Here is a 21,876-nt window from a genome sequence, read left to right on the forward strand (position 1 = left end):
GAGAAAGCGCATATAGAGGGCATCAAAGGACGCCGGAACGAAAACGTTGCTGACGTCACCTAAACCTCAAGAAAGGGTCATGTCATGAACGTAGCACGCAGCTTTAACAATTGGCGCAAATATCGTCAGACCATCAACGAACTGGGCCGCATGAGCACCCGTGAACTGCACGATCTCGGTCTCGACCGCAGCCAGATCACCAGCGTTGCCCGCGCCGCAATCGGCAAATAATCAAGACGATATTGTCGTGTCTGAATGCCCAAACGCCCGCTTCGCGGGCGTTTTTGTTTTGGCGCATCATTCAATTTCTTCGTTGCCTTTTGGCGCTTGTAACGAAGTTTTGCCCGGCTGCGTGAAATAGGCAGTCTGCGGTTTTTGCAGACGATGCGACAAGACGTGAAGCTGTGGCATCGATATCCCGCAGCGTGAAATTCGCCATGCACCAAATGCATATCTGTACTGCAAGCTTATGCCTGTGAAATGCGCAGGAAAATGCTATCTTCAAATCATCGAAACGGATGTACCTCCTCCCACATCCTTTTGGTAATGCGGGCGATCCTACTCCTCCTCCCAAGGATTGCCCCAGGGACAGCGGTTTCCTCCTCCCATATCGCTGTTCATCTTTTCAGAAGCCTGCCGCACCTCCTCCCGCGGCAGGCTTTTCTATTTTCAGCCTTATCTTCAGGTCAGCTTAATTTTAAGGAAGTGCCTCAGTCGAAAGCCATCATGCCGATGGGCGTCACCGCATGCGTGCCGGCCCGTTTGGCAAGCGCGTAGGACAGGCATTGTCCCACTGCGTCCTGCGGCACGGGCTTGGCAATCACTCCGGCGCCAATGCCCAGATTGACGACCACTTCCGGGTTTGCCGTCATGAAAATCACCACCACGCCATGATCCTGGGAAAGACGGCGGCCGATCTCCGGGCCAGTCTGGCCATCGGCAAGGTTGACGTCGACGAAGGCGATGTCGGCGCGGCTGCCGAGCGCAACGGCCTCATCCAGCCGGTTGGCGATGCCGATGACATCTGCCTCTTCATCCGCCTGGAGAATGGAATCCTCTATGTCCATGGCGATGAGGAACTCATCTTCGACGATCAGCACCCGCGGCTGTTCCATGCGGAAACCCGGTTCGCTTTGCAAGACGTCTGCCAACATATGCCTGCCTCCATTCTGTGCGCCAAGCGCGGTCGGCAAGCAAACACTTGTCGGCACAACTCGTTCCAAACTGAGATAAACATAGTGAATGGAGTGTAAACGGCGTGCCTTTTCGGCTATCACCATTCAATAGCGAAGCAGTTGATTCGGTTTGGTTTTCATCCGGGGGAAGGGTGGGAGAACGTTGCCGTAGCGCATCTTTCGCCGCTGGAGCACAAGTCTTTTGGCCGCAATCGGCCGATAGCTTATATGCAATTCAACGCGTTAAAGCCTCCTTCGTGCGCCAGGAAGGAAGTGCCGGAACGCCGCCGATCATTCGCGTGCCGCGGCCAAAACGGCGCGGGACACTATGAGTTTAGAAAGAGAATAACACGATGACCCAGTCTCCGCGCGCTTCGATTGCCCGCAACACTCCCAATATCGCTGTCGTCGGCGTTGGTGGCGGTGGCGGAAATGCGATCAACAACATGATCTCCGAGGGCATTAGCGGGGTCGATTTCATCGCCGCCAATACGGACGCGCAGGCGCTGAAGAAAACCAATGCACCGCGGATGGTGCAGCTCAGTTCCGAGCTGACCGGTGGACTTGGTGCAGGGGCCGATCCGGAGGTCGGTCGGCAGGCGGCGATCGATTCACTCGATGAGATCATGGATCACTTGAGCGGTTACGACATGTGTTTCATCACCGCCGGCATGGGCGGCGGCACCGGCACGGGTGCGGCCCCGGTAATTGCGGAAGCCTGCCGGGCAAAGAACATCCTCACCGTCGGCGTTGTTACGCTTCCCTTCAGCTTTGAAGGTGCGCGCCGCATGCGGGCTGCCGAATACGGCTTTGCCAACCTGCTCAATACCGCCGATACCGTCATCGTCATTCCCAACCAGAACCTGTTGCGCATCGCCGACGCTGGCACCACCTTCGAGAATGCGCTGAAGACGGCCGACAAGGTCCTGTCGCTCGGCGTGCGTTGCGTCACCGATCTCATTCTGCGCGAGGGTCTCGTCAATCTCGATTTCGCCGATGTGCGCTACGTCATGAAAAATGGTGGCCGGGCGCTTATGGGCACGGCGCAGGCCAAGGGTGAAAAGCGCGCCTCCGAAGCGGCGGCCGCCGCCATCGCCAACCCGCTGCTCGGCGAACCGTCGCTGAAAGAAGCGCGCGGTGCGCTGGTGGCCATCTCCGGTGGCAACGATCTGACGCTTTATGAGATCGATGAGGCGATGACGCTGGTGCGCGAGGCTGTCAGCGAGGAGACGGATGTGGTGATGGGCGCTTCTTTCGATCCGACGCTGGACGGGGCTTTCAAGATCTCCGTCGTGGCCACCGGCCTGCGGAACTGAGGCGCAGCTACAGCGACAGGGAGTTACGGGGGGAGCACGAGGGTGCGGCTCGTTTCTTCTCCCCGCCGGGGAGAAGGTGGCCCGAAGGGTCGGATGAGGGGGCAACGTTGCCGAATATCTCTACCCTTGCCCCCTCATCCCGCTGCCGCGACCTTCTCCCCGAAGGGGGAGAAGAAACAGGCGGCGTGCTCCCCGTTCCCCGATAAACTAAGCGGCGACATTTTATAAACAGCGTACACGCCACAAACTGAACAATTAAAAGCCGTCGCGAGTAATTTTCGCGACGGCTTTTTGTTGTTTTTGAACAATTATTCCGCCATTCGGGGAGGCGGGGCTGCAACGCGTCGTTGATAACGAAAAAAGATAATAGTACTCTTTATGTCGACAAGAAGGATTTGGCTATGACGGATATAATTGCTTCTGCCGAGCGCAAGCGCGGCTCCGGCGTGAAGATGGTCTATGATCTGCTGCGCGACGAGATTCTCGATCTGGTCCTGCCGCCGGGAAGCCCCATTGACGAGGTGCAGCTTGCCGAACGGTTCAAGATGTCGCGCACGCCCATACGCGAGGCGTTGGTGCGGCTTTCGGGTGAGGGGCTGATCGATACGTTGCCGAACCGCTCGACCATGGTGTCGAATATCGATTTCCTCAACATGCACACCTATTTCGATGCGCTGGTGCTGATGTACCGGGTCACCACCCAGCTTGCGGCGCAATATCACCGCCCCGAGGATCTTGCGGGAATCCGTGCCCATAATGCGGAATTCGCCATTGCGGTGGAAGAGCAGAATGCGCTGGCAATGATTTCCACCAACGCCGCACTTCATCTTTCCATCGCCGAGGCAGGCCGAAACCCCTATTTCACCAGCCTGTTCAAGCGCCTGCTGGATGAGGGGCGGCGCATTCTGAGACTTTATTACCAGTCCTATGAGGACCGTCTGCCGAAGCGTTTCGTCGATGACCATGACGCAATGATCGCCGCCATCGCCGCGCGGGATATCGCCCTTTCCGAAAAACTGGCGCGTGAACATGCGGAACAGATCGTGCAGCAGGTGCAGAAATTGCTGGTGCGAAATGAGCGGCTGGAAATAAATCTATAGCTTGTCGATTTCTTGTCGACAAATAAAATACAAGATAGTAATGTCCTTGTTGAAAGGGTGGCGCATCGCTGCGTCCATTCCTGAGAACCATGTGCCTTAGGAGCTAATAATGACGGCCAGCATTTTTTCCGGCGTGATTCCCGCCTTGATGACCCCCTGCAAGGAAGATCGCACCCCTGATTTTGATGCGCTTGTGCGCAAGGGCAAGGAACTGATTGCCGATGGCATGTCGGCCGTCGTTTATTGCGGTTCCATGGGCGACTGGCCGCTTCTCACCGATGAGCAGCGCATGGAAGGCGTGGAGCGCCTGGTCAAGGCTGGCATCCCCGTTATCGTCGGCACCGGTGCGGTCAACACGGCGTCCGCCGTGGCGCATGCCGCCCACGCCCAGAAGGTTGGCGCCAAGGGCCTGATGGTTATTCCCCGCGTCCTGTCTCGCGGTTCCGTCATCGCGGCCCAGAAGGCGCACTTCAAGGCCATTCTTTCGGCCGCTCCTGAAATCCCGGCGGTTATCTACAACAGCCCCTATTACGGTTTTGCCACCCGCGCAGATCTCTTCTTCGCGTTGCGTGCCGAACACAAGAACCTTATCGGCTTCAAGGAGTTCGGCGGTCCGGCTGATATGCGTTACGCAGCTGAAAACATCACCAGCCGTGATGATGAAGTGACCCTGATGATCGGCGTCGATACCGCCGTTTTCCACGGCTTCGTCAACTGCGGTGCAACCGGCGCCATCACCGGCATCGGCAATGTTCTGCCGAAGGAAGTGATTCACCTGTGCAAGCTGTCGCAGGCCGCTGCCAAGGGTGATGCGGATGCCCGCACCCGCGCGCTGGAGCTGGAGCAGGCGCTGGCCGTACTCTCCTCCTTTGATGAAGGTCCGGATCTGGTTCTGTATTTCAAGCACATGATGGTGCTGAAGGGCGACAAGGAATACACGCTGCATTTCAACGAAACCGACGCCCTGACGGACAGCCAGCGCGGTTATGTAGAGGCGCAGTTCAAGCTGTTCAACAGCTGGTATGCCGACTGGAGCAAGCTTCCCGGTGCCGTTCAGACCTGTAAGGCTGCCTGAGCAGTCGCTGACGTGAAAACAAAAGGCCCGCAAATGCGGGCCTTTTTTGCATGTTATGAGGTTTGATCGTTCCCCGGCTTCGACGTCATCCTCGGGCGTGTCCCGAGGGTCTGCCAACGTATAGTCAAATCAATCGGTTGCAGATGCTCGGGACGGGCCCGAGCATGACGGAGGAGAGGTTTGCGGTCTTCGCCATCACGTCAGGCCCGCGCCCTCAGCCTTTTGTATATCGCTCCGCAACGCGGTCAGGAGACCGCGTCCAGACCCTTCTCCAGCAATCGGTCGAGCCCGGCCATTTCTGCTGCGGTCAGCGTGATACCCTCGCTTTCGGACTTGGCGCGTGCGACGAAGCGGCGGCCGGAGGGCAGGCGGGCGCCCTGGCCGATGATGGCGTCGAACAGCACTTCCGCGCGCTGGAACGGGTCGCCGGGGCGGCCCTTGGCGAAGGCTTCGGGAGAGAAGGCGACAATCAGCTCGCCGTGGGTGGGGGCGAGCGCCGTGCTGCCGAGAAAGTCGAGGGCTTCGGGGCTGGTCAGGTCGCCGATCATGATACCGGCGAGAAGTTCGATCATGGTGCCGATTGCCGATCCCTTGTGCCCGCCGAAAGGCAGCATGGAACCGGCAAGCGCGGCTTCCGGGTCGGTCGTCGGCTTGCCTTCAGCGTCCAGCGCCCATCCTTCCGGCAGGGATTTGCCTGCGCGACGGTGCAGTTCGATTTCGCCGCGCGCCGCAACAGAAGTGGCGAAATCGAAGACGTAGGGTGATGTATCCTTACGGGGCCAGCCGAAAGCGAAGGGGTTGGTGCCGAGAAGCGGTTTGCTGCCGCCGGTGGGGGCAACGGCGGAATAGCTGGGGCACATCACCAGCCCGGCAAGGCCGTTCTCGGTCAGCCCCTCGATTTCCGGCCAGAGCGCCGAGAAATGCGTGCAGTCATTGATGACGAGTGCGGCGATGCCCGAACGTTTCGCCCGCTCCACCAGAACCGGCAGGCCCAGTTCGAAAGCTGGGTTGGCAAAGCCGCCATTGGCGTTGACCTTCACGATTGCCGTGCCGTCATCTTCGGCCACATCAGGGATCGCGTCAGGCTTCACCTTGCCGGCCTTGACGGTGCGCAGCGCGCCCTCGATGCGGTAGATGCCGTGCGATTTGCAGGCGTCGCGCTCGCCGGCGGTGATGACGCGGGCAAGCGCTCCCGACTGCACGTCATTCAGCCCCGCCTTGCGGAAAATTTCTTCAACCCGCTTTGAAAGCGCATCAATGGTCAGGGTGGTGGCGTCGCTCATCATGATCCTCCGATATCTGCTCGCACATCTTGAATACATAAAGTATACAAAGGCGGGTCTATTGCAACTCGTCTTTTCGGTGAAGTGCCATGAAAGCGTAAATCGGCATCGAAGATACAGAGTTTTCAGTTTTTGTGACGGTTTCCTCTTTCCTCGCATTCCCGGGCGGCCCGCGGCATTCGCGTCGGCTCAAGTCCTTGGGCTGAAAAGAGTCTTTTCTTCACACCCCCACACAACCACCCATGCGGCAAATCCCGATTATTCGATGCTGCAAAATTCTTTTTGTATACTAGTTGTATTTTTATGTTGATTTATCGGCCCCATAGGGAAATAGTGACCGGGCCTTCAAAGGCAGACCAATTGTGGGAGCAAATAAAGAATGAAAAAATCGGTCATCATCGCCGGCCTTCTGGCCACCACTTCCGTTATCACGCCGGCCAAGGCCGACAAACTTGACGACATCATTTCCGCCGGTACGCTGCGCTGCGCCGTCGTGCTCGATTTCCCGCCCATGGGTTCGCGTGACGACGCAAACAACCCTGTTGGCTTCGACGTCGATTATTGCAACGATCTCGCCAAGGCGCTCGGCGTCACGGCTGAAATCGTCGAAACGCCTTTCCCCGAGCGCATTCCCGCCCTGATGTCGGGCCGCGTCGATGTCGGCGTTGCGTCGACCTCCGATACGCTGGAGCGCGCCAAGACGGTCGGCATGACCGTGCCTTATTTCGCCTTCGAAATGGCCGTTACCGCCAATGACAAGTCGGGTATCAAGTCCTTCGAGGACATGAAGGGCAAGACGGTTGGCGCAACCGCCGGCACGTTCGAAGCCATCGCGCTCGAAAAGTCGGTCAAGGAATGGGGAACCGGCGAGTTCCGTCCTTACCAGACGCAGGCCGATGTCTTCCTCGCTCTGAGCCAGGGCCAGATCGACGCCACCGTTTCCACCTCCACGGTTGCGCAGTCCAACGTCAAGGGCGGCAAGTTCGCCGGCATCTCGGTGGTCGGCAAGGCGCCTTACGACATCGACTATGTCGCGCTCTTCACCAACCGTGACGAATACGGTCTCATCAACTACCTGAACCTCTTCATCAACCAGCAGGTTCGTACCGGCCGTTACGCCGAACTCTACGAAAAATGGGTTGGCGGCGAGGTTCCATCGCTCACCGTCAACGGCGTTTATCGCTGATCAGGACTTTTCGTAAACGGCGCGGTCGAAATGATCGCGCCGTTGATCGTTTCTGAAAAGGCGGGACGCTTAATGTTCAACTATACATTCCACTGGAATCAGGCGCTGAAGGCTTTGCCGCAGCTTCTGGACGGTGCGGTGGTAACGCTGCAGATCGCCCTTTTGTCGATGGTGATCGGTCTTACCTTCGCCATCCTGCTGACGCTGTTCCGGCTCTCCGGCAACCGCGTTCTCGGCGCTTTGGCCTCCGTCTGGGTGGAGGTTGCCCGCAACACGCCGGCACTTTTCCAGATTTACATGGCCCATTTCGGGCTTGGTAATTTCGGCATCCACCTCAGCCCCTATACCGCGCTTCTGGTCGGTATCGCGTTTAACAATGCCGGTTATCTGGCCGAGAACTTCCGCGGTGCGCTGAAAGCAATCCCGGATACGCAGACGCGGTCGGGCCGTTCGCTTGGCATGACCTCGATGCAGACCTTCCGGCTGATCATCCTGCCGCAGATGCTGCGCGTGGCTTTCCTGCCGGCCACCAACCAGATGGTCTGGGCGATCCTCATGACCTCGCTCGGTGTCACGGTCGGCATGAATACGGATCTGGCCGGCGTCACGCAGGCGCTCAATGCCCGCTCGTTCCGCACCTTTGAATTCTTCGCGCTCGCCGCGGTCATCTATTACGTGATCGCCAAAATCGTCACGCTCGCCGCCAGAATGCTGGCCTGGCGTCTGTTCCGTTACTGAGAGAGGTGAGCCATGTTTGAAACCGCTCTCAGCTGGAGTGATCTCGCCTTCCTGGCCAAGGGTGCCGGCATGACGCTTGCCGTCACCGCCGTCGCCGTCACGGCGGGCACCCTTATGGGAATCATCTTCGGTATCATCCGTTTCCAGTTCGGCCCTTACTGGTCGCTGCCGCTGACCTTCGTGCTGGATATTTTCCGCTCTGTGCCGCTGCTCATCCAGCTGGTTCTCGGCAACGCCTTCCAGTCGATCGCCAAGCTCGGCTGGCCGCCATTTACCACCTCCTGCGTGGTGCTGTCGCTTTATACGGCAGCCTATTGCACCGAGATCGTGCGCGGCGGCATCGACGCCGTACCGTCCAATACGCGCCGCGCCTGCCGCTCGCTCGGCATGACGTGGTCGCAGGACATGCGCTACATCGTGCTGCCGCTTGCTACCCGCGTGTCGCTGCCTTCCTGGATCGGGCTGACGCTCGGTGTCATGAAGGATTCGGCACTGGTGCTGTGGCTTGGCCTCATCGAGCTTCTGCGCGCCTCGCAGATCCTCGTCACCCGCCTGCAGGAACCGCTGACCATCCTGATGATCTGCGGCGCCATCTACTTCCTTATCAGCTTCCCCATCGCCCGTTTCGGCGGGTATCTCGAAAGACGGTGGTCCCCCAATGATTGAGATCGAAAACGTCCGCAAATCCTTCGGCCCGCTGGAGGTTCTGAAAGGGATCAACCTCACCGTCAACAAGGGCGAGGTCGTCACCATCATCGGCGGTTCGGGTTCCGGCAAGTCGACCCTGCTGACCTGCATCAACGGCCTCGAGCCTATCGACAGCGGCAAGATCGTTATCGACGGCACGGAAGTGCATGCAAAGTCCACGGACCTCAACAAGCTGCGCCGCAAGGTCGGCATCGTCTTCCAGCAATGGAACGCCTTCCCGCATCTGACGGTGCTTGAAAACGTCATGCTGGCGCCGCGCAAGGTGCTCGGTATTTCCAAGGAACAGGCCGAGGAAATCGCCGTCAAGCAGCTGACCCATGTGGGCCTTGCCGAAAAGCTGAAGGTCTATCCCAACCGCATGTCGGGCGGCCAGCAGCAGCGCATGGCGATTGCTCGCGCGCTCGCCATGTCGCCGGAATATATGCTGTTCGACGAAGTCACGTCAGCGCTCGACCCGATGCTGGTGGGCGAAGTGCTCGATACGCTGAAGATGCTGGCGGATGAGGGCATGACGATGATCTGCGTCACCCATGAAATGGCCTTCGCCCGCGATGTCTCGAACCGCGTCGCCTTCTTCCATCAGGGCGTGATGGCGGAAATCGGTACGCCTGACCAGCTGTTCGGCGCACCGCAGCATGCTGAAACCCAGAAGTTCCTGGCGAGCGTGCGGTAATGCCAGCCAATGATGTCATCGTCATAGGGGCCGGCGTCGTCGGCCTCTCGGCGGCAATTGCCGCGCAGGGCCGTGGTCTTTCGGTCACCGTCATCGATCGCGAGGGACCGGCGGCGGGCGCTTCGGCCGGCAATGCCGGCGCCTTCGCCTTCACCGATATCCTGCCGCTCGCATCGCCGGGCATTCTCTGGAAAGCGCCGAAATGGCTCATCGATCCGCTCGGTCCGCTCAGCGTGCCGCCGGCCTATGCGCTGAAGATCGCGCCGTGGATGTTCCGCTTCTGGCGGGCCTGCGCGGCATCGAAAGTCGAGCATTCCACGGCCGCCCAGACGGCGCTGATGGATCTTTCCAAAGCAGAGCTGGAGCCGTTTCTCAGAAAGACGGACACCATTGCCATGCTGCGCAAGGAGGGCAACCTTCAGGTCTATGAAAGCGAGGCGGAATTCGAAGCCTCGCTTCCCGGCTGGAAGGCGCGCGAACGCCATGGCATCGAGTTCCGGCATCTGAACGCCGAACAGATGGCCGAGATACAGCCCGGCATCGCGCCGCGTTTTACCTGTGGCACGTTTACGCCCGGCTGGTATTCCATTGCCGATCCCAAGCTTTACACGCTGGCGCTGGCCGACCATTTCCGCACCATTGGCGGTCGCATCGAATGCCTTGATGTCGCCTCGCTCCGGCCGCTGGAAGACGGTGTCGAGGTGGTGAGCCATGATGGCCGCACCCGCAAGGCCGGTAAGGTGGTGCTGGCGGCCGGGGCTTTCTCGCACCGCATCGCCCGCTCGCTTGGTGAAAAAATTCCGCTGGAAACGGAACGGGGTTATAATACCACCCTGCCTTCGGGTGCTTTCGATCTGCGCACGCAGGTCACCTTCGGCGGCCATGGTTTCGTCGTTACCCGCCTTTCCTCCGGTATCCGCGTTGGCGGTGCTGTGGAACTCGGCGGGCTGGAGCTTCCGGCCAATTTCGCCCGTTCGGAGGCGCTTTTGACCAAAGCGAAGAGCTTCCTGCCGGGCCTGAAAACCGAAGGCGGCAAGCAGTGGATGGGCTTTCGCCCGTCGCTGCCGGACAGCCTGCCGGCCATCGGTGAAGCGCGGCACACGGCACGGGTGGTTTATGCTTTCGGCCACGGGCATCTGGGGCTGACGCAATCGGCGGGCACGGCCCGCATCGTCGCTGATCTTCTGACGGGGCAAAAACCCGCCATCGATACAAGGGCATTTTCGCCGCAACGTTTCTAGAGAGTTTTGGCTTTTCCCCAAAACGCAAAAATTCTCTAGCTCTTTTTTTCACGCATTTTCCGGGCGTAAAACCGCTACGCAATTTTGACGGAAATGCTTTAGGGAGATTTTCGATGTCTTCTGCCGTTTCGCCAATCACCGCTCCCGAGGCGCGCAGCATTCTGGCTGGCGCCGCCGAAGGCAAGGTTATCGCCACGACCGAGGCGCTGAGCTTCTGGGGCGGGGTCGATCCCGCCACCGGCAAGGTGATCGACGTGCATCACCCGCTGCATGGCGCCTGTCTCACCGGCGGTGTGCTGTTCATGCCGACCAGCCGCGGCTCCTGCACCGGTTCCGGCGTGCTGCTCGATCTCATCCTCACCGGCCGTGCGCCCTCGGCGCTGGTTTTCTGCGAGGCTGAAGACGTTCTGACACTCGGCGCTCTCGTCGCGGCGGAAATGTTCGACAAGGCTCTGCCGGTCGTCCGTCTGGATGCGGATAATTTCGCCCGCTTCTCGCGTGCTGCGCATGTCAGCATCAATGAGAACACCATTGAGGCTGACGGTATCTCGCTTGCCATCGCGCCGCCGGCGACGGCCCATCTCGACCTGAAGGACGATGATGGGGCAATGCTCGAGGGGCGAGACGGCATCGCCGTGCGGCAGGCCATGCGCATCATCGTCGCCATGGCCGCGCAGCAGGGCGCTTCGGCGCTTGTCGATGTGACGCAGGGCCATATCGATGGCTGTATCTATGCCAGCCCCGCCAACCTCACCTTTGCCGAAAAAATGGCTGACATGGGTGGCAAGGTGCGGGTACCGACCACCATGAACGCCATTTCGGTGGACAAGGCGCACTGGCGGGCGCAGGGCGTGCCGGAGGATTTCGGCGATCCGGCCGCAAGACTGGCGGATGCCTATGTGCGCATGGGCTGTCGCCCCACCTTCACCTGTTCGCCTTACCTGCTGGACAGTGCCCCAAGTGCCGGTGAATCGATCGGCTGGGCCGAATCGAATGCGGTGATCTTCGCCAATACGGTGCTCGGTGCCCGCACCGCAAAGCACCCGGATTTTCTCGACCTCTGCATTGCGATGACGGGCAGGGCGCCGCTTTCGGGGGTCTATCTCAAGGAAAACCGCAGGCCGCAGCGCATCGTCGATGTGGCGTTGCCAGCTGGTATCGATGATGCCTTCTGGCCGCTCGTTGGCTATCTCGCCGGCAAGGCCGCGCCGGATTGTATTCCGTTGCTGCGTGGTCTCGGGGCCGCAAAGCCGTCGCGGGACGATCTCAAGGCGCTGTGTGCCGCCTTCGGCACCACCTCCGCCTCGCCCATGCTGCATATCGAGGGGGTGACGCCGGAAGCGGAACTAGCGCCGCTCGAAACCGCCGACACCGTCACCATTTCGCTCGCCGATATGGCCGCCGGCTGGTCGCTTCTGAACGAGGGTCCGGAAGAGGTGCAGCTTGTCGCCATCGGCAGCCCGCATGCCTCGCTGGAGGAATGCCGCCCCCTTGTCACCGTGTTCAATGGCCGCAAACGCCATGCGGATGTCGCCGTCATCGTCACCGCCGGCCAGCAGGTCATCGATGCGGCTGTGCAGGACGGCACGTTGCAGAGTTTGAAGGACAGCGGCGTGCAGGTGCTGCCGGATCTCTGCTGGTGTTCGATTTCCGAGCCGGTCTTCCCGACGAAGACGCGCGCACTCATGACCAATTCCGGCAAATACGCCCATTACGGTCCTGGTCTCAGCGGCCGCGCTGTGCGCTTCGGCAGCCTTGCCGATTGCGTCGAAAGCGCGCTGACCGGCCGTGCCGTATCCCGCCTTCCTGTCTGGCTTTCCTGAGGAGAACTGAATGCGCAGTATCAAGACAGTTCATGTAATTTCCGCCCATGCGGAAGGTGAAGTGGGGGATGTTATCGTTGGCGGGGTGAAGCCGCCGCCGGGGGAGACGATCTGGGAACAGAGCCGTTTCATCGCCCGCGATGAGACCCTGCGCAACTTCGTGCTCAACGAGCCGCGCGGCGGCGTGTTCCGCCACGTCAATCTGCTGGTGCCGCCGAAACATCCGGATGCGGATGCCGCCTTCATCATCATGGAGCCGGAAGATACACCGCCCATGTCCGGCTCCAATTCCATCTGCGTTTCCACCGTGCTTCTGGATGGTGGTATCGTGCCGATGCAGGAACCGGAAACCCATATGCTGCTGGAAGCTCCCGGCGGACTGGTGAAGGTGCGCGCCGAATGCCGCAACGGCAAGGCCGAGCGCATTTTCGTGCAGAACCTGCCGAGCTTTGCCGCAAAACTCGACGCGGAACTCGAGGTCGAAGGTCTCGGTACGCTGAAGGTCGATACCGCCTATGGTGGCGACAGCTTCGTCATCGTTGATGCCGAGGCGATGGGCTTCAGCCTGAAGCCGGAAGAGGCGCATGAGATCGCCCGCCTCGGTGTGCGCATCACCAATGCCGCCAACAGGGCTTTGGGCTTCGACCATCCCGAAAACCCGGACTGGCGGCATTTTTCCTTCTGCCTTTTCGCCGGCAAGGTGGAGCGCACGGCGGAAGGTCTCAGGGCAGGGGCGGCCGTCGCCATCCAGCCGGGCAAGGTGGACCGCTCGCCGACCGGCACGGCACTTTCGGCCCGCATGGCCGTTCTGCATGCGCGCGGCGAAATGAAGGAAGGCGAAACGCTGACGGCGGTATCGCTGATCGGCTCGACCTTCACCGGCCGCATCCTCGGAACCACAACAGTCGGCGACCGCCCGGCCATCCTGCCGGAAATCTCCGGCCGCGGCTGGGTTACCGGCATCCATCAGCATATGCTCGATCCGTCGGATCCATGGCCGGAAGGGTATCGGCTGACGGATACCTGGGGTGCGAGGTAGGGGCTCTGCGGGTCACTGAGATGGAATGTTGAGTACGCCACAGCGGTGCCGCGTATTTCTTCTCCCCGCCGGGGAGAAGGTGGCCCGAAGGGTCGGATGAGGGGGCGACGTTGCCGGATTTCGGAGAGCTTGCCCCCTCATCCCGCTGCCGCGGACTTCTCCCCCTCGGGGAGAAGAAACAAGCGGTTCCCGCTCGTTCCAATAGGGCTAGGCGCTCACCGGCTCAACCGCTTCGTTGTTTCCCGCACGATCAACTCAAAGCCCACATCCACCCGCGCCCCTTCGGGAACAGCGGCATCCTTTTCCGGCTCCAATATCGAAAGCAGCAATTCGCCCGCCTTGCGGCCGATCATCTGGGCATCGACGCGGATCGTTGAAATCGCGGGGTAACATTGGCGGCTGATATCGAAATCGCCGAAACCGAGAATCGATACCTGATCCGGCACGGGAATGCCTCGGCGATGACATTCCATCAGTGCGCCTACGGCGGAAATATCGGAGACCGCGAAAATGCCTTCGACATCGGGCGCCTTCGCAAGCAACGAGCCGAGCGTCTTTGCCCCGTGATCGTAGGAGACAGGCGCGCTGCCTTCCCGGATGATCAGATCGTCGGGAATGCCGGCTTCGCGCAGTGCCGCCGCAAACCCGACAAGGCGGCTTTCGCCGCGCCAGTCGTTCACGGCGCCATCAGCCCGGGAGCCGAGTGCGCCTATGCGCTTTAAACCAAGCGATATCAGATATTTGGCGGCGTTTCTTCCTACTTCGTAGTTGGAGAAACCAACCGCGTGGTCGATCGGATGTTCCGGAACATCCCAGATTTCCACGATCGGAATGCCGGCGCGCATCAGAACTTCGCTCGCCATCTTGGTATGTACGGTGCCGGCAACGACAATCGCGTCGGGACGCCTCTCCATCATGGTGCGGATCACGCGCTCCTCTTCCTGCAGATCATACATCGTATAACCGATCAGCAACTGGTAATCGGCCGCGCGCAGCGCCTTGGCGAGTCCCTGGGCGCTGTCGGCGAAGTTGGAGTTGGTGAGCGTCGGCAGGATGGCGGTGATGAAATTGGTGCGCCGGGAAGAGAGCGAACCGGCGATCCGGTCTGGCACATAACCAAGCTTCTCTATCGCCTTCATCACCTTCTGGCGTGTGTCTTCCGACACCAGGGCAGGATCGGCCAGCACCCGCGAAACGGTCATCTTGGAGACGCCCGCGAGTTTCGAGACGTCGCTCATGGTTGCTTTTTTTGACGTGACTAACGCTGCGGCCAAGGGCGTGCGCTCCACCAAAGCATGTCTCCCTAAATTCGAACCGGTTCAGGACAAGACATACACGAAGATATCAAGGGAAAGCACGCCGTATGATTGCAGATCGATACGGCGTGCACCGGATTTATGCGACGCGGCTATAGACCAGATGGTAAAAACGGCCGTCGCACATGCTCATCATCTCGTCCGTCAGCACCCGGCCTTCCAGCCGAACCGGCGAGACCAGTGCTTCCTCCACGGCTTCCATCGAAGGATAGTCGATTTCCTGCACCATGATGATCGCAGCCGCGTCCGGATCGGTGCGCTCGGTGCGCATCACCCGCACGGCCTGCGCATTTGGCATGCGTTTCCAGACGGGCAGCAATTTCTCCTCGACGATGCGGAAAAACTCCTCCTCCCGGCCGGGGTGAATCCTGCCTTCGAAAATTGCCGAGCGTGTGTACATGTTTCCCTCCCGAATGAATGCCGACCAAAACAGTTCTGTAGATCGGACTTGCAATGATACCGATAACATGCATTATTGATCCTGCCAAGAACGTGAAATGGTGTCGAACAGAGGAAAATCGATAACCAGCCGAAAACATTGAATTTCATTGGAAATTCCAGCTGTTTTTGATCTTCGCGTCCCCTTGGGAGGAGTTTTTAGTCAATCGCGACAGAATGTTATCGAGAACATTTTGTCCTTTGCGCAAGGCCGCTGTTCCTGTCGAACAGCCACTATAAGGTTGGAGGAGAAACCATGAGCATTTCAAGATTTCTGAAAAACATGACCGTTGCCGTCGGTGTTGCAGCCGCTTCGCTTGCTGCCACGACGTCCGCCCATGCCGTCTCGCTCAGCGAGATCACGGCGCGCGGCAAGGTCAAGATCGGTGTTCTCACCGGCGCTCCGCCAATGGGCATGGTGGATGAGAAGGGCAATCCTTCCGGTTACGACGTGGATGTCGCCAATCTTATCGGTTCTTACCTGTCGCTGCCGGTGGAGCTGGTGCCGCTGACGCCGCCCGCCCGCATTCCGGCACTTCAGACCGGCAAGGTCGATTTCCTTGTTGCGACGCTCGCACCGACCGGTGAACGCGCCAAGACCGTGATGTTCACGCAGCCCTACAGCGCCTTCAACATGGACATCATCTCCGGCAAGGACCAGAAGTTCGAAAATCTCGACAGCCTCAAGGGCAAGCGCGTTTCGGTCAATCGCGGTTCCTCGCAGGAAACCGCGCTGCGCAAGGCCAATGTCGAAGGTCTCGAAATCGTCGTTTACGAAGACGATTCCACCAGCGCTCAGGCTCTGCTTGCCGGTCAGGTGGATGCCGTCGCACTGCCGTCCACGGTTGGCGAAGCGATCATCAAGCAGCGCCCGGAGGCTGGTCTGCAGGTTGGTTTCACCTTCTTCCAGCAGGGCAATTCCATGGCGACGAAGCTTGAGGATTTCGAGCTGCGCCAGTGGCTGAACACCTCCATCTACCTCATGAAGATGTCGGGCGATCTCGACCGTATCTCGGTGAAGTGGACCGGCCGTCCGCTGCCGCAATTGCCAAGCTTCTGATTGAGCCTTTCAACGCGTCCGCCGGAGGAAAATTCCGGCGGACCGGGAAATGTCAACGGAGTGACGCATGTCCTATACTTTTCAATTCGGCGCGCTCGCCCAATATCAGAATGAAATTCTGAACGGCATATGGCTGACGATCAAGCTGTCTGTCCTGTCCATCGTGCTCGGCTGCGCTTTCGGCATTCTTTTGGCCTCGCTGCGGTCCATCAATGGCGGCATCGTCCGCATCATCGTGGACGCCTATGTGGAGGTGATCCGCAATACGCCGTTTCTCGTGCAGCTGTTCATCGTCTATTTCGGCCTGCCGGGCCTCGGCTTCAGGGTAGGGGCGGATACGGCGGCGCTGATCGGCATGACGATCAATCTTGCGGCCTATTCGACGGAAATCATCCGCGCCGGCATCGAGGCGGTGCACAAGTCGCAGATCGAGGCAGGCGAGGCGCTTGGTTTCACCAGATACCAGATCTATCGCCACGTCATCATCGTGCCTGCCATCGCCAAGGTCTATCCCTCGCTTTGCAGCCAGTTCGTGCTGATGATGCTGGCATCGAGCATATGCTCGGCCATTTCCACCCATGAGCTTGCGGCCGCCGCAGCCTTCGTGGAATCGCAGACCTATCGCTCCTTCGAAGTCTATATCGTCGTCACGCTCATCTATCTTGCGCTGGCGCTCAGCCTGCGGCTCATCCTTGCCCTTATCGGCATGTGGCTGTTTGGCCGCCGCGTGGCTCGCAAGACGATGACCGCCATGCCGGAGGTGCAGTCATGACTCTTCGAACTTTCGGCTGGAACGAATTCGGTTTCCTGCTGACCGCCCTGCAATGGACCGTGCTTTTGACGATCATTGCGCTTATCGGCGGTGGCATCGTCGGCTTTTTCATCGCTCTTGCCCGCACCTCGGATAACAAGCTGCTGCGCATTGCCGCCGGCACCTATATCCAGGTCATTCAGGGCATTCCGGTGCTGATGATCCTGTTCCTGTCCTATTACGGCCTCAGCCTTGCCGGACTGGAACTGCCGCCTTTGATCGCCGCCGGCGCGTCGATGACCATCTATACATCAGGTTATCTTGCCGAAATCTGGCGCGGCTGCATCCAGGCGGTGCCGAAGCAGCAATGGGAAGCATCGGAATCGCTGGCGCTGACCCGCGCCCAGCAATATCGCTACGTCATCCTGCCGCAGGCGATCCGCATTTCCCTGCCGCCGACCGTCGGTTTCGCCGTTCAGGTCGTCAAGAATACGTCCATCGCATCGATCATCGGTTTCGTCGAACTGGCGAGAGCGGGGCAGCTCATCAACAATGCCACGTTCCAGCCGTTCCGCGTCTTTGTCGCGGTGGCCGTGCTTTATTTCATCGTCTGCTACCCGTTGTCCCAGCTGTCGCGTTGGCTGGAAAGGAGGCTTCATGCCGGAAGTAATCGTTGAAAACGTTCACAAGAGCTTTGGCGCTCTGGAAGTCCTGAAAGGCGTTTCGCTTTCGGTCGGCCGTGGTGAAGTCTTCGCCCTCATCGGCCGCTCGGGCTCGGGCAAGAGCACGCTGTTGCGCTGCATGAATGGGTTGGAGAAGATCAATTCGGGCCGCATCGAAATTGCCGGTCATGCCATTGGCGAAGATGCCAAGGCGCTGCGCAAGCTGCGCACCGATGTCGGCATCGTGTTCCAGAGCTACAATCTCTTCCCGCACTTGACGGTCGGCGAAAACATCATGCTCGCGCCGCGCATCGTCAAGGATGTGGCGAAATCGGAAACAAAGGATATCGCCCGCGAGGTCCTGCAACTCGTCGGCCTGTCGGAGAAATTCGATTCCTATCCCGACCAGCTGTCCGGCGGCCAGCAGCAGCGCGTGGCAATTGCCCGCTCGCTCGCCATGCGACCGAAGGTGATGCTGTTCGACGAGGTGACCTCGGCGCTCGACCCCGAATTGACCGAGGAAGTGCTGACCGTCATGGAAAACCTCGCCAAAGGCGGCATGACCATGATCCTCGTTACCCATGAAATGGCCTTTGCGCGCCGCGTGGCGACTGAAACCATCTTCATGCACAAGGGCAAGATCTGGGAGCAGGGCCGTTCTTCGGAACTTTTCGCCAATCCGCAAACGCCGGAACTCCGGCAATTCGTCAAGGCCGATGTGAAGTAATTCACCGGCGCAAAGGAAAGTCCATGACCACTGAAATCGTGCAACTGTGCCCGCTCATTCCGGCACTGGAAGAAGAACTCGCGCAGCGTTTCACCGTGCATCGCCTGTTCGAAGCTTCCGACAAGGCGGCGTTTCTTGCTGAAAAGGGCGCCGCGATCCGCGGCGTCGTCACCGGCGGCCATATCGGCCTGCCGGCGGATATCGGCGCCGCACTCCCCAATCTTGAAATCGTCGCCATCAACGGTGTCGGTTTCGACAAGGTCGATCTGACTGACGCGAAACAACGCGGTTTCCGCGTCTCCAACACGCCTGACGTGCTGACGGCCGATGTCGCCGATCTTGCGCTTGGCCTCGTTCTGGCGCAGGCGCGCAAGCTGCCGCAGGCGGACCAGCATGTGCGTACCGGTCAATGGCTGAAGGGCGATATGGGGCTTTCCACCCGTGTGGCTGGCCGTCGTTACGGCATTTTCGGCCTCGGCCGCATCGGTCAGGCAATCGCAAAGAGGCTCGAAGGTTTTGATGCGCGGATTTCCTATACCGCCAGAAACCGTCGCGACGTCGCCTATGACTATCACGACAGCATAGAGGCGCTGGCCGCCAATTGCGACGTGCTGATCATCGCCGCCGCTGCCACCGCCGAAACGCGCCATATCGTCAATGCCGATGTGCTGAAGGCACTTGGGCCGCAGGGCGTGCTTGTCAACGTTGCGCGCGGTTCGCTGGTGGATGAAAAGGCGCTGGTCGAGGCGCTTTCAAACGGCACGATCGGTGGTGCGGCCCTCGACGTCTTCGAGGATGAGCCGCGTGTGCCGGAAGCGCTTTTCGCCTTCGACACCGTCACGCTTGCCCCGCATGTCGGCAGCGGCACGCACCAGACGCGACGCGCCATGGCCGATCTCGTTCTTGCCAATCTCGACGCACATTTTGCGGGCAAGGAACTGCCGACCCCGGTGGTGTGACGGGCAGCGAATTGCCGCCTGGGTTTGACGGCGCAGCTTCGGTTGCGCCGTTTTGATTCAGGCGGGCAGGGCTCCATAGAGTCCGCTGTAAAAGGCGGGAATTCGCGGCAATCTCCGCCAGCCGTTCATATTTATATAATACGTATAATCCTACTATTCTGCTTCTTTATAAGATGATGAGGCGGAGAGGTGCGTTCCAAAGGCCCGAAGACACCCGTGCAGAACCGGATGTCGCGAACCAAGCGCGGCGTAGCGCCATCTGCCTCTCCTGCAACGACTGAAAACCCCAATACCTCCGACCGGCATGTGCTTCTGGAAGCGATGATCAATCATGTGCCGGATTTCATCTATGCCAAGGATCTGGAGGGTCGTTTTCTTTTTGCCAACCGCGCCATCGTTACGGAAAACGGATTTGAAAGTGTCGAAGAACTGATCGGGCTCACCGACGGCGACATTCACGGAGATGCGGCGCAGCGGGCCGGCATTCCCGATACCGAAGCGCGGGTGATGCGCACCGGAGAGCCTGATCTTGGCTATGAGGAACCCGCCATGCGCGGCGATATCGACCGTTGGTTGATGATGTCGCGTGTGCCCTTGAAGGATGAGGCCGGCAAGATCATTGGTGTGGTTGGCGCTTCCAGGGACATAACCCAGAAAAAGGCCTCGGAAAGACTGCTTCAGGCACAGGCGCGTATTCTGGAAATGATTGTCGCGGCGGCGCGGATCGAAGATTTTCTCGACGAATTCGTCAAGGCCATTGAAAATCTTGCCACCGGGCTTGCCTGCGCTGTCAGGGTGTTCGAGGCGGCGGCGGGCGAACCTTCCGTTTATGTCTCTCCGGCGCTGATGCCGCATGAGGGTCTGACGGCGCGCATTTCCACCGTCAACGATCCCGGGAGCCTTACCTATCCGGCCGACAGCACGGCTTTCAGTTTCGATATTCCCGCCAGCGAGGGCAAGGCGCATGGTTTTGTCTGGTGCGTGCTGGCGGGCCGCCAGCCGGATGCGGCGCTGGTAGAGTTCATCGGGGCCGCCGCCCGCATGGCGGGGCTGGCGATCGACCGGAAACGTGCCGCGGAGCATATAGCCTTTCTGGCCGATCACGACATGTTGACCCGGCTACCTAATCGCCGTTTTCTCGATACGCGGCTACCGGAAATATTGGCGGTGGCGGCAAAGGCAAAACGGAAGGTCGGCATCGGTTTTCTCGATCTCGATAATTTCAAGCAGATCAATGATACGCTTGGTCACAGCGTTGGCGACGCGCTGCTTTCGAAAACGGCGGAGCGCATCGCTCATAGCCTCGGCCGAAACGATCTCGTGCTGCGGGTGGGCGGCGACGAATTCGTCGTCATTCTGGAAAAGCAGAAAGACAGTTTCGAAAACCGTCTGCAGCTTATTCAGGCGGCGGTTTCGCAGCCGCTGCGCATCGGCAATTACGATATCAAGGTCACCTGCAGCATCGGCATGGCGTTTTTTCCCGAGCACGGGGAGACCACGGCGGAAATCGTCGCTGCCGCCGATCTTGCCATGTATGAGGCCAAACATAATGGCCGGAATGGCATCGCCACTTTCACACCGCGCATGGCGGACGATCTGAGAAAGAAGTTCACCCGCATCGAGGAATTGCGCAAGGCTGTGGAGCGGGATGAGTTTGTTCTGCATTTCCAGCCGCAGGTTGATCTTCTCACCGGCCGCATCAGCGGGGTGGAGGCGCTGGTGCGCTGGCAGCATCCGGTGGAAGGTCTGCTGGCTCCGTCGGAATTCATCGGTCTTGCCGAGGAAACCGGCCTCATTGTGGAGCTTGGGGAAAGCATTCTGAAAAAGGCGTGCCAGCAGGCGCAGGCTTGGATCGTAGCCGGCCTGTCGCCCATCAAAATGGCGGTCAATATCTCACCCCGGCAGTTTCAGGGCGGACTTGTGGAGCAAATCCAGTCGGTGCTGAAGGAAACCGGTCTTTCGCCCTCGCTGCTCGAAATCGAAATCACCGAGACGCTTATCATTCAGGATGTCGAAACATCGGTGCGGATCATGCGCTCCATCAAGCAGATGGGCGTCAGCCTCTCGCTGGACGATTTCGGCATCGGTTATTCCTGCCTCGGCATGCTCAAGACCTTTCCCCTGTCCTGCATGAAGATAGACCGCTCGTTCCTCACCCACCTGCCGGAAAAAACCAAGGACAGCGCCATCGTCTCGATCATGATTCAGCTTGCTGGATCTCTGGATATCGATGTCATTGCCGAGGGAGTGGAGACCGGCGAACAGGCGGCGTTTTTGCGCGTCGCCGGCTGCCCCTACGGGCAGGGCTATTATTTCAGTCGCCCGGTGCAGGCGGACGTGATTGAAGACATGCTGGCGAAGATGACGACATTCCCCACAGGCCCTGCCGGCGATCTGCAATAGACCCGCTATGATGGCCCTGTTTTGACGGGCCTGATCTGAGTGACGCCGGAATTGTTCCGGCCGGTTGCCCGCGCCTTTTATTACAACAACCTTAAACGTCTCTATGATTGTTTAGGGTCAGGGTGCCGGGTAACTGCCCTTCGCGGTTATGTAGATTTATATATTATAATAAATAAAATTATTATAATCGACTATTTTTGTTA

21 protein-coding genes are annotated in these 21,876 nt (G+C 59.4%); 17 read left to right on the forward strand and 4 right to left on the reverse strand.

Translation table 11 applies throughout. The features are described from left to right. The first annotated feature begins 84 nt into the window (after positions 1-84). The gene (locus AKG12_RS29585; RefSeq protein ID WP_080843067.1) at positions 85-231 is read left to right on the forward strand and encodes a DUF1127 domain-containing protein; all 147 of its coding nucleotides are present in this window, start codon (positions 85-87) and stop codon (positions 229-231) included. A 479-nt stretch (positions 232-710) separates the two neighbouring features. Here AKG12_RS29585 and AKG12_RS22200 read toward each other — a convergent pair whose 3' ends face one another. Continuing rightward, complete coding sequence (locus AKG12_RS22200) at positions 711-1,154, reverse strand: response regulator (RefSeq protein ID WP_046801212.1); 444 nt, start codon at positions 1,152-1,154, stop codon at positions 711-713. A gap of 374 nt (positions 1,155-1,528) precedes the next feature. On the opposite strand from AKG12_RS22200, the gene ftsZ reads away from it, so the two are divergent. The 3 genes from ftsZ to AKG12_RS22215 all read left to right on the forward strand — a co-directional run bounded on the left by ftsZ (position 1,529) and on the right by AKG12_RS22215 (position 4,666). Continuing rightward, positions 1,529-2,491 carry a cell division protein FtsZ gene (ftsZ, locus tag AKG12_RS22205; protein WP_046801213.1) on the forward strand — a complete coding sequence of 321 codons (963 nt, stop codon included), beginning with the start codon at positions 1,529-1,531 and terminating at the stop codon, positions 2,489-2,491. A gap of 401 nt (positions 2,492-2,892) precedes the next feature. Continuing rightward, the gene (locus AKG12_RS22210; protein WP_046801214.1) at positions 2,893-3,591 is read left to right on the forward strand and encodes a GntR family transcriptional regulator; all 699 of its coding nucleotides are present in this window, start codon (positions 2,893-2,895) and stop codon (positions 3,589-3,591) included. 109 nt (positions 3,592-3,700) lie between these two features. Beyond that, positions 3,701-4,666, forward strand: a complete 966-nt coding sequence (locus AKG12_RS22215) for a dihydrodipicolinate synthase family protein (RefSeq protein ID WP_046801215.1) — start codon at positions 3,701-3,703, stop codon at positions 4,664-4,666. A 245-nt stretch (positions 4,667-4,911) separates the two neighbouring features. Here the strand turns inward: AKG12_RS22215 and AKG12_RS22220 are convergent, their stop codons facing one another. Further along, on the reverse strand, positions 4,912-5,949 hold the full coding sequence (locus AKG12_RS22220) for an Ldh family oxidoreductase (RefSeq protein WP_052820448.1): 1,038 nt from the start codon (positions 5,947-5,949) through the stop codon (positions 4,912-4,914). A 379-nt stretch (positions 5,950-6,328) separates the two neighbouring features. On the opposite strand from AKG12_RS22220, the gene AKG12_RS22225 reads away from it, so the two are divergent. From AKG12_RS22225 to AKG12_RS22255, 7 genes are all read left to right on the forward strand, one after another. Continuing rightward, positions 6,329-7,135, forward strand: a complete 807-nt coding sequence (locus tag AKG12_RS22225) for an ABC transporter substrate-binding protein (RefSeq protein WP_046801217.1) — start codon at positions 6,329-6,331, stop codon at positions 7,133-7,135. 72 nt (positions 7,136-7,207) lie between these two features. Continuing rightward, positions 7,208-7,873, forward strand: coding sequence for an amino acid ABC transporter permease (locus AKG12_RS22230; protein WP_046801218.1), 666 nt, complete (start codon positions 7,208-7,210; stop codon positions 7,871-7,873). A 12-nt stretch (positions 7,874-7,885) separates the two neighbouring features. Beyond that, positions 7,886-8,539, forward strand: coding sequence for an amino acid ABC transporter permease (locus AKG12_RS22235; RefSeq protein WP_046801219.1), 654 nt, complete (start codon positions 7,886-7,888; stop codon positions 8,537-8,539). Then, positions 8,532-9,254 carry an amino acid ABC transporter ATP-binding protein gene (locus tag AKG12_RS22240; RefSeq protein WP_020811659.1) on the forward strand — a complete coding sequence of 241 codons (723 nt, stop codon included), beginning with the start codon at positions 8,532-8,534 and terminating at the stop codon, positions 9,252-9,254. The genes AKG12_RS22235 and AKG12_RS22240 overlap by 8 nt, the downstream gene beginning before the upstream one ends. Next, positions 9,254-10,495 (forward strand): NAD(P)/FAD-dependent oxidoreductase, encoded by a 1,242-nt coding sequence (locus AKG12_RS22245; RefSeq protein ID WP_046801220.1) that lies wholly within the window; start codon positions 9,254-9,256, stop codon positions 10,493-10,495. Before AKG12_RS22240 ends, AKG12_RS22245 begins: the two co-directional genes overlap by 1 nt. Before the next feature lie 113 nt (positions 10,496-10,608). Beyond that, positions 10,609-12,318, forward strand: a complete 1,710-nt coding sequence (lhpI, locus tag AKG12_RS22250) for a cis-3-hydroxy-L-proline dehydratase (RefSeq protein WP_052820449.1) — start codon at positions 10,609-10,611, stop codon at positions 12,316-12,318. Positions 12,319-12,328: 10 nt separating this feature from the next. Then, complete coding sequence (locus AKG12_RS22255; RefSeq protein ID WP_046801222.1) at positions 12,329-13,357, forward strand: trans-3-hydroxy-L-proline dehydratase; 1,029 nt, start codon at positions 12,329-12,331, stop codon at positions 13,355-13,357. Between the two features lie 215 nt (positions 13,358-13,572). Here the strand turns inward: AKG12_RS22255 and AKG12_RS22260 are convergent, their stop codons facing one another. Together AKG12_RS22260 and AKG12_RS22265 are read right to left on the reverse strand one after the other, a co-directional pair. Then, entirely contained in the window at positions 13,573-14,595 is a 1,023-nt protein-coding gene (locus AKG12_RS22260) for a LacI family DNA-binding transcriptional regulator (RefSeq protein ID WP_052820450.1), read from the reverse strand. Between the two features lie 157 nt (positions 14,596-14,752). Continuing rightward, complete coding sequence (locus tag AKG12_RS22265) at positions 14,753-15,073, reverse strand: hypothetical protein (RefSeq protein WP_046801224.1); 321 nt, start codon at positions 15,071-15,073, stop codon at positions 14,753-14,755. A 294-nt stretch (positions 15,074-15,367) separates the two neighbouring features. Here AKG12_RS22265 and AKG12_RS22270 point away from each other — a divergent pair, with 294 nt between their 5' ends. The 6 genes from AKG12_RS22270 to AKG12_RS22295 all read left to right on the forward strand — a co-directional run bounded on the left by AKG12_RS22270 (position 15,368) and on the right by AKG12_RS22295 (position 21,673). Further along, a complete protein-coding gene (locus AKG12_RS22270) occupies positions 15,368-16,171 on the forward strand; it encodes a transporter substrate-binding domain-containing protein (RefSeq protein ID WP_004444612.1) in 804 nt (267 codons plus the stop codon). Between the two features lie 67 nt (positions 16,172-16,238). Next, positions 16,239-16,943: an amino acid ABC transporter permease gene (locus AKG12_RS22275; protein ID WP_003499524.1), complete on the forward strand. Its 705-nt coding sequence runs from the start codon at positions 16,239-16,241 to the stop codon at positions 16,941-16,943. Further along, complete coding sequence (locus AKG12_RS22280; RefSeq protein ID WP_003499527.1) at positions 16,940-17,599, forward strand: amino acid ABC transporter permease; 660 nt, start codon at positions 16,940-16,942, stop codon at positions 17,597-17,599. The genes AKG12_RS22275 and AKG12_RS22280 overlap by 4 nt, the downstream gene beginning before the upstream one ends. Continuing rightward, on the forward strand, positions 17,580-18,311 hold the full coding sequence (locus AKG12_RS22285; RefSeq protein WP_046801226.1) for an amino acid ABC transporter ATP-binding protein: 732 nt from the start codon (positions 17,580-17,582) through the stop codon (positions 18,309-18,311). The genes AKG12_RS22280 and AKG12_RS22285 overlap by 20 nt, the downstream gene beginning before the upstream one ends. A gap of 23 nt (positions 18,312-18,334) precedes the next feature. Beyond that, positions 18,335-19,270 carry a 2-hydroxyacid dehydrogenase gene (locus AKG12_RS22290; RefSeq protein ID WP_052820451.1) on the forward strand — a complete coding sequence of 312 codons (936 nt, stop codon included), beginning with the start codon at positions 18,335-18,337 and terminating at the stop codon, positions 19,268-19,270. 228 nt (positions 19,271-19,498) lie between these two features. Continuing rightward, the gene (locus tag AKG12_RS22295; protein WP_052820452.1) at positions 19,499-21,673 is read left to right on the forward strand and encodes a putative bifunctional diguanylate cyclase/phosphodiesterase; all 2,175 of its coding nucleotides are present in this window, start codon (positions 19,499-19,501) and stop codon (positions 21,671-21,673) included. Positions 21,674-21,876: the final 203 nt, after the last annotated feature.

Source organism: Agrobacterium sp. SUL3 (assembly GCF_001263295.1).
GTDB classification, from domain to species: Bacteria; Pseudomonadota; Alphaproteobacteria; order Rhizobiales; family Rhizobiaceae; genus Agrobacterium; species Agrobacterium tomkonis.

Bases quoted from the DNA above. Each gene is read 5' to 3' on its own strand.
- AKG12_RS29585 (WP_080843067.1), top strand. From the start codon at position 85: ATGAACGTAGCACGCAGCTTTAACAATTGGCGCAAATATCGTCAGACC.
- AKG12_RS22200 (WP_046801212.1), bottom strand. From the start codon at position 1,154: ATGTTGGCAGACGTCTTGCAAAGCGAACCGGGTTTCCGCATGGAACAG.
- ftsZ (WP_046801213.1), top strand. From the start codon at position 1,529: ATGACCCAGTCTCCGCGCGCTTCGATTGCCCGCAACACTCCCAATATC.
- AKG12_RS22210 (WP_046801214.1), top strand. From the start codon at position 2,893: ATGACGGATATAATTGCTTCTGCCGAGCGCAAGCGCGGCTCCGGCGTG.
- AKG12_RS22215 (WP_046801215.1), top strand. From the start codon at position 3,701: ATGACGGCCAGCATTTTTTCCGGCGTGATTCCCGCCTTGATGACCCCC.
- AKG12_RS22220 (WP_052820448.1), bottom strand. From the start codon at position 5,949: ATGAGCGACGCCACCACCCTGACCATTGATGCGCTTTCAAAGCGGGTT.
- AKG12_RS22225 (WP_046801217.1), top strand. From the start codon at position 6,329: ATGAAAAAATCGGTCATCATCGCCGGCCTTCTGGCCACCACTTCCGTT.
- AKG12_RS22230 (WP_046801218.1), top strand. From the start codon at position 7,208: ATGTTCAACTATACATTCCACTGGAATCAGGCGCTGAAGGCTTTGCCG.
- AKG12_RS22235 (WP_046801219.1), top strand. From the start codon at position 7,886: ATGTTTGAAACCGCTCTCAGCTGGAGTGATCTCGCCTTCCTGGCCAAG.
- AKG12_RS22240 (WP_020811659.1), top strand. From the start codon at position 8,532: ATGATTGAGATCGAAAACGTCCGCAAATCCTTCGGCCCGCTGGAGGTT.
- AKG12_RS22245 (WP_046801220.1), top strand. From the start codon at position 9,254: ATGCCAGCCAATGATGTCATCGTCATAGGGGCCGGCGTCGTCGGCCTC.
- lhpI (WP_052820449.1), top strand. From the start codon at position 10,609: ATGTCTTCTGCCGTTTCGCCAATCACCGCTCCCGAGGCGCGCAGCATT.
- AKG12_RS22255 (WP_046801222.1), top strand. From the start codon at position 12,329: ATGCGCAGTATCAAGACAGTTCATGTAATTTCCGCCCATGCGGAAGGT.
- AKG12_RS22260 (WP_052820450.1), bottom strand. From the start codon at position 14,595: ATGAGCGACGTCTCGAAACTCGCGGGCGTCTCCAAGATGACCGTTTCG.
- AKG12_RS22265 (WP_046801224.1), bottom strand. From the start codon at position 15,073: ATGTACACACGCTCGGCAATTTTCGAAGGCAGGATTCACCCCGGCCGG.
- AKG12_RS22270 (WP_004444612.1), top strand. From the start codon at position 15,368: ATGAGCATTTCAAGATTTCTGAAAAACATGACCGTTGCCGTCGGTGTT.
- AKG12_RS22275 (WP_003499524.1), top strand. From the start codon at position 16,239: ATGTCCTATACTTTTCAATTCGGCGCGCTCGCCCAATATCAGAATGAA.
- AKG12_RS22280 (WP_003499527.1), top strand. From the start codon at position 16,940: ATGACTCTTCGAACTTTCGGCTGGAACGAATTCGGTTTCCTGCTGACC.
- AKG12_RS22285 (WP_046801226.1), top strand. From the start codon at position 17,580: ATGCCGGAAGTAATCGTTGAAAACGTTCACAAGAGCTTTGGCGCTCTG.
- AKG12_RS22290 (WP_052820451.1), top strand. From the start codon at position 18,335: ATGACCACTGAAATCGTGCAACTGTGCCCGCTCATTCCGGCACTGGAA.
- AKG12_RS22295 (WP_052820452.1), top strand. From the start codon at position 19,499: ATGTCGCGAACCAAGCGCGGCGTAGCGCCATCTGCCTCTCCTGCAACG.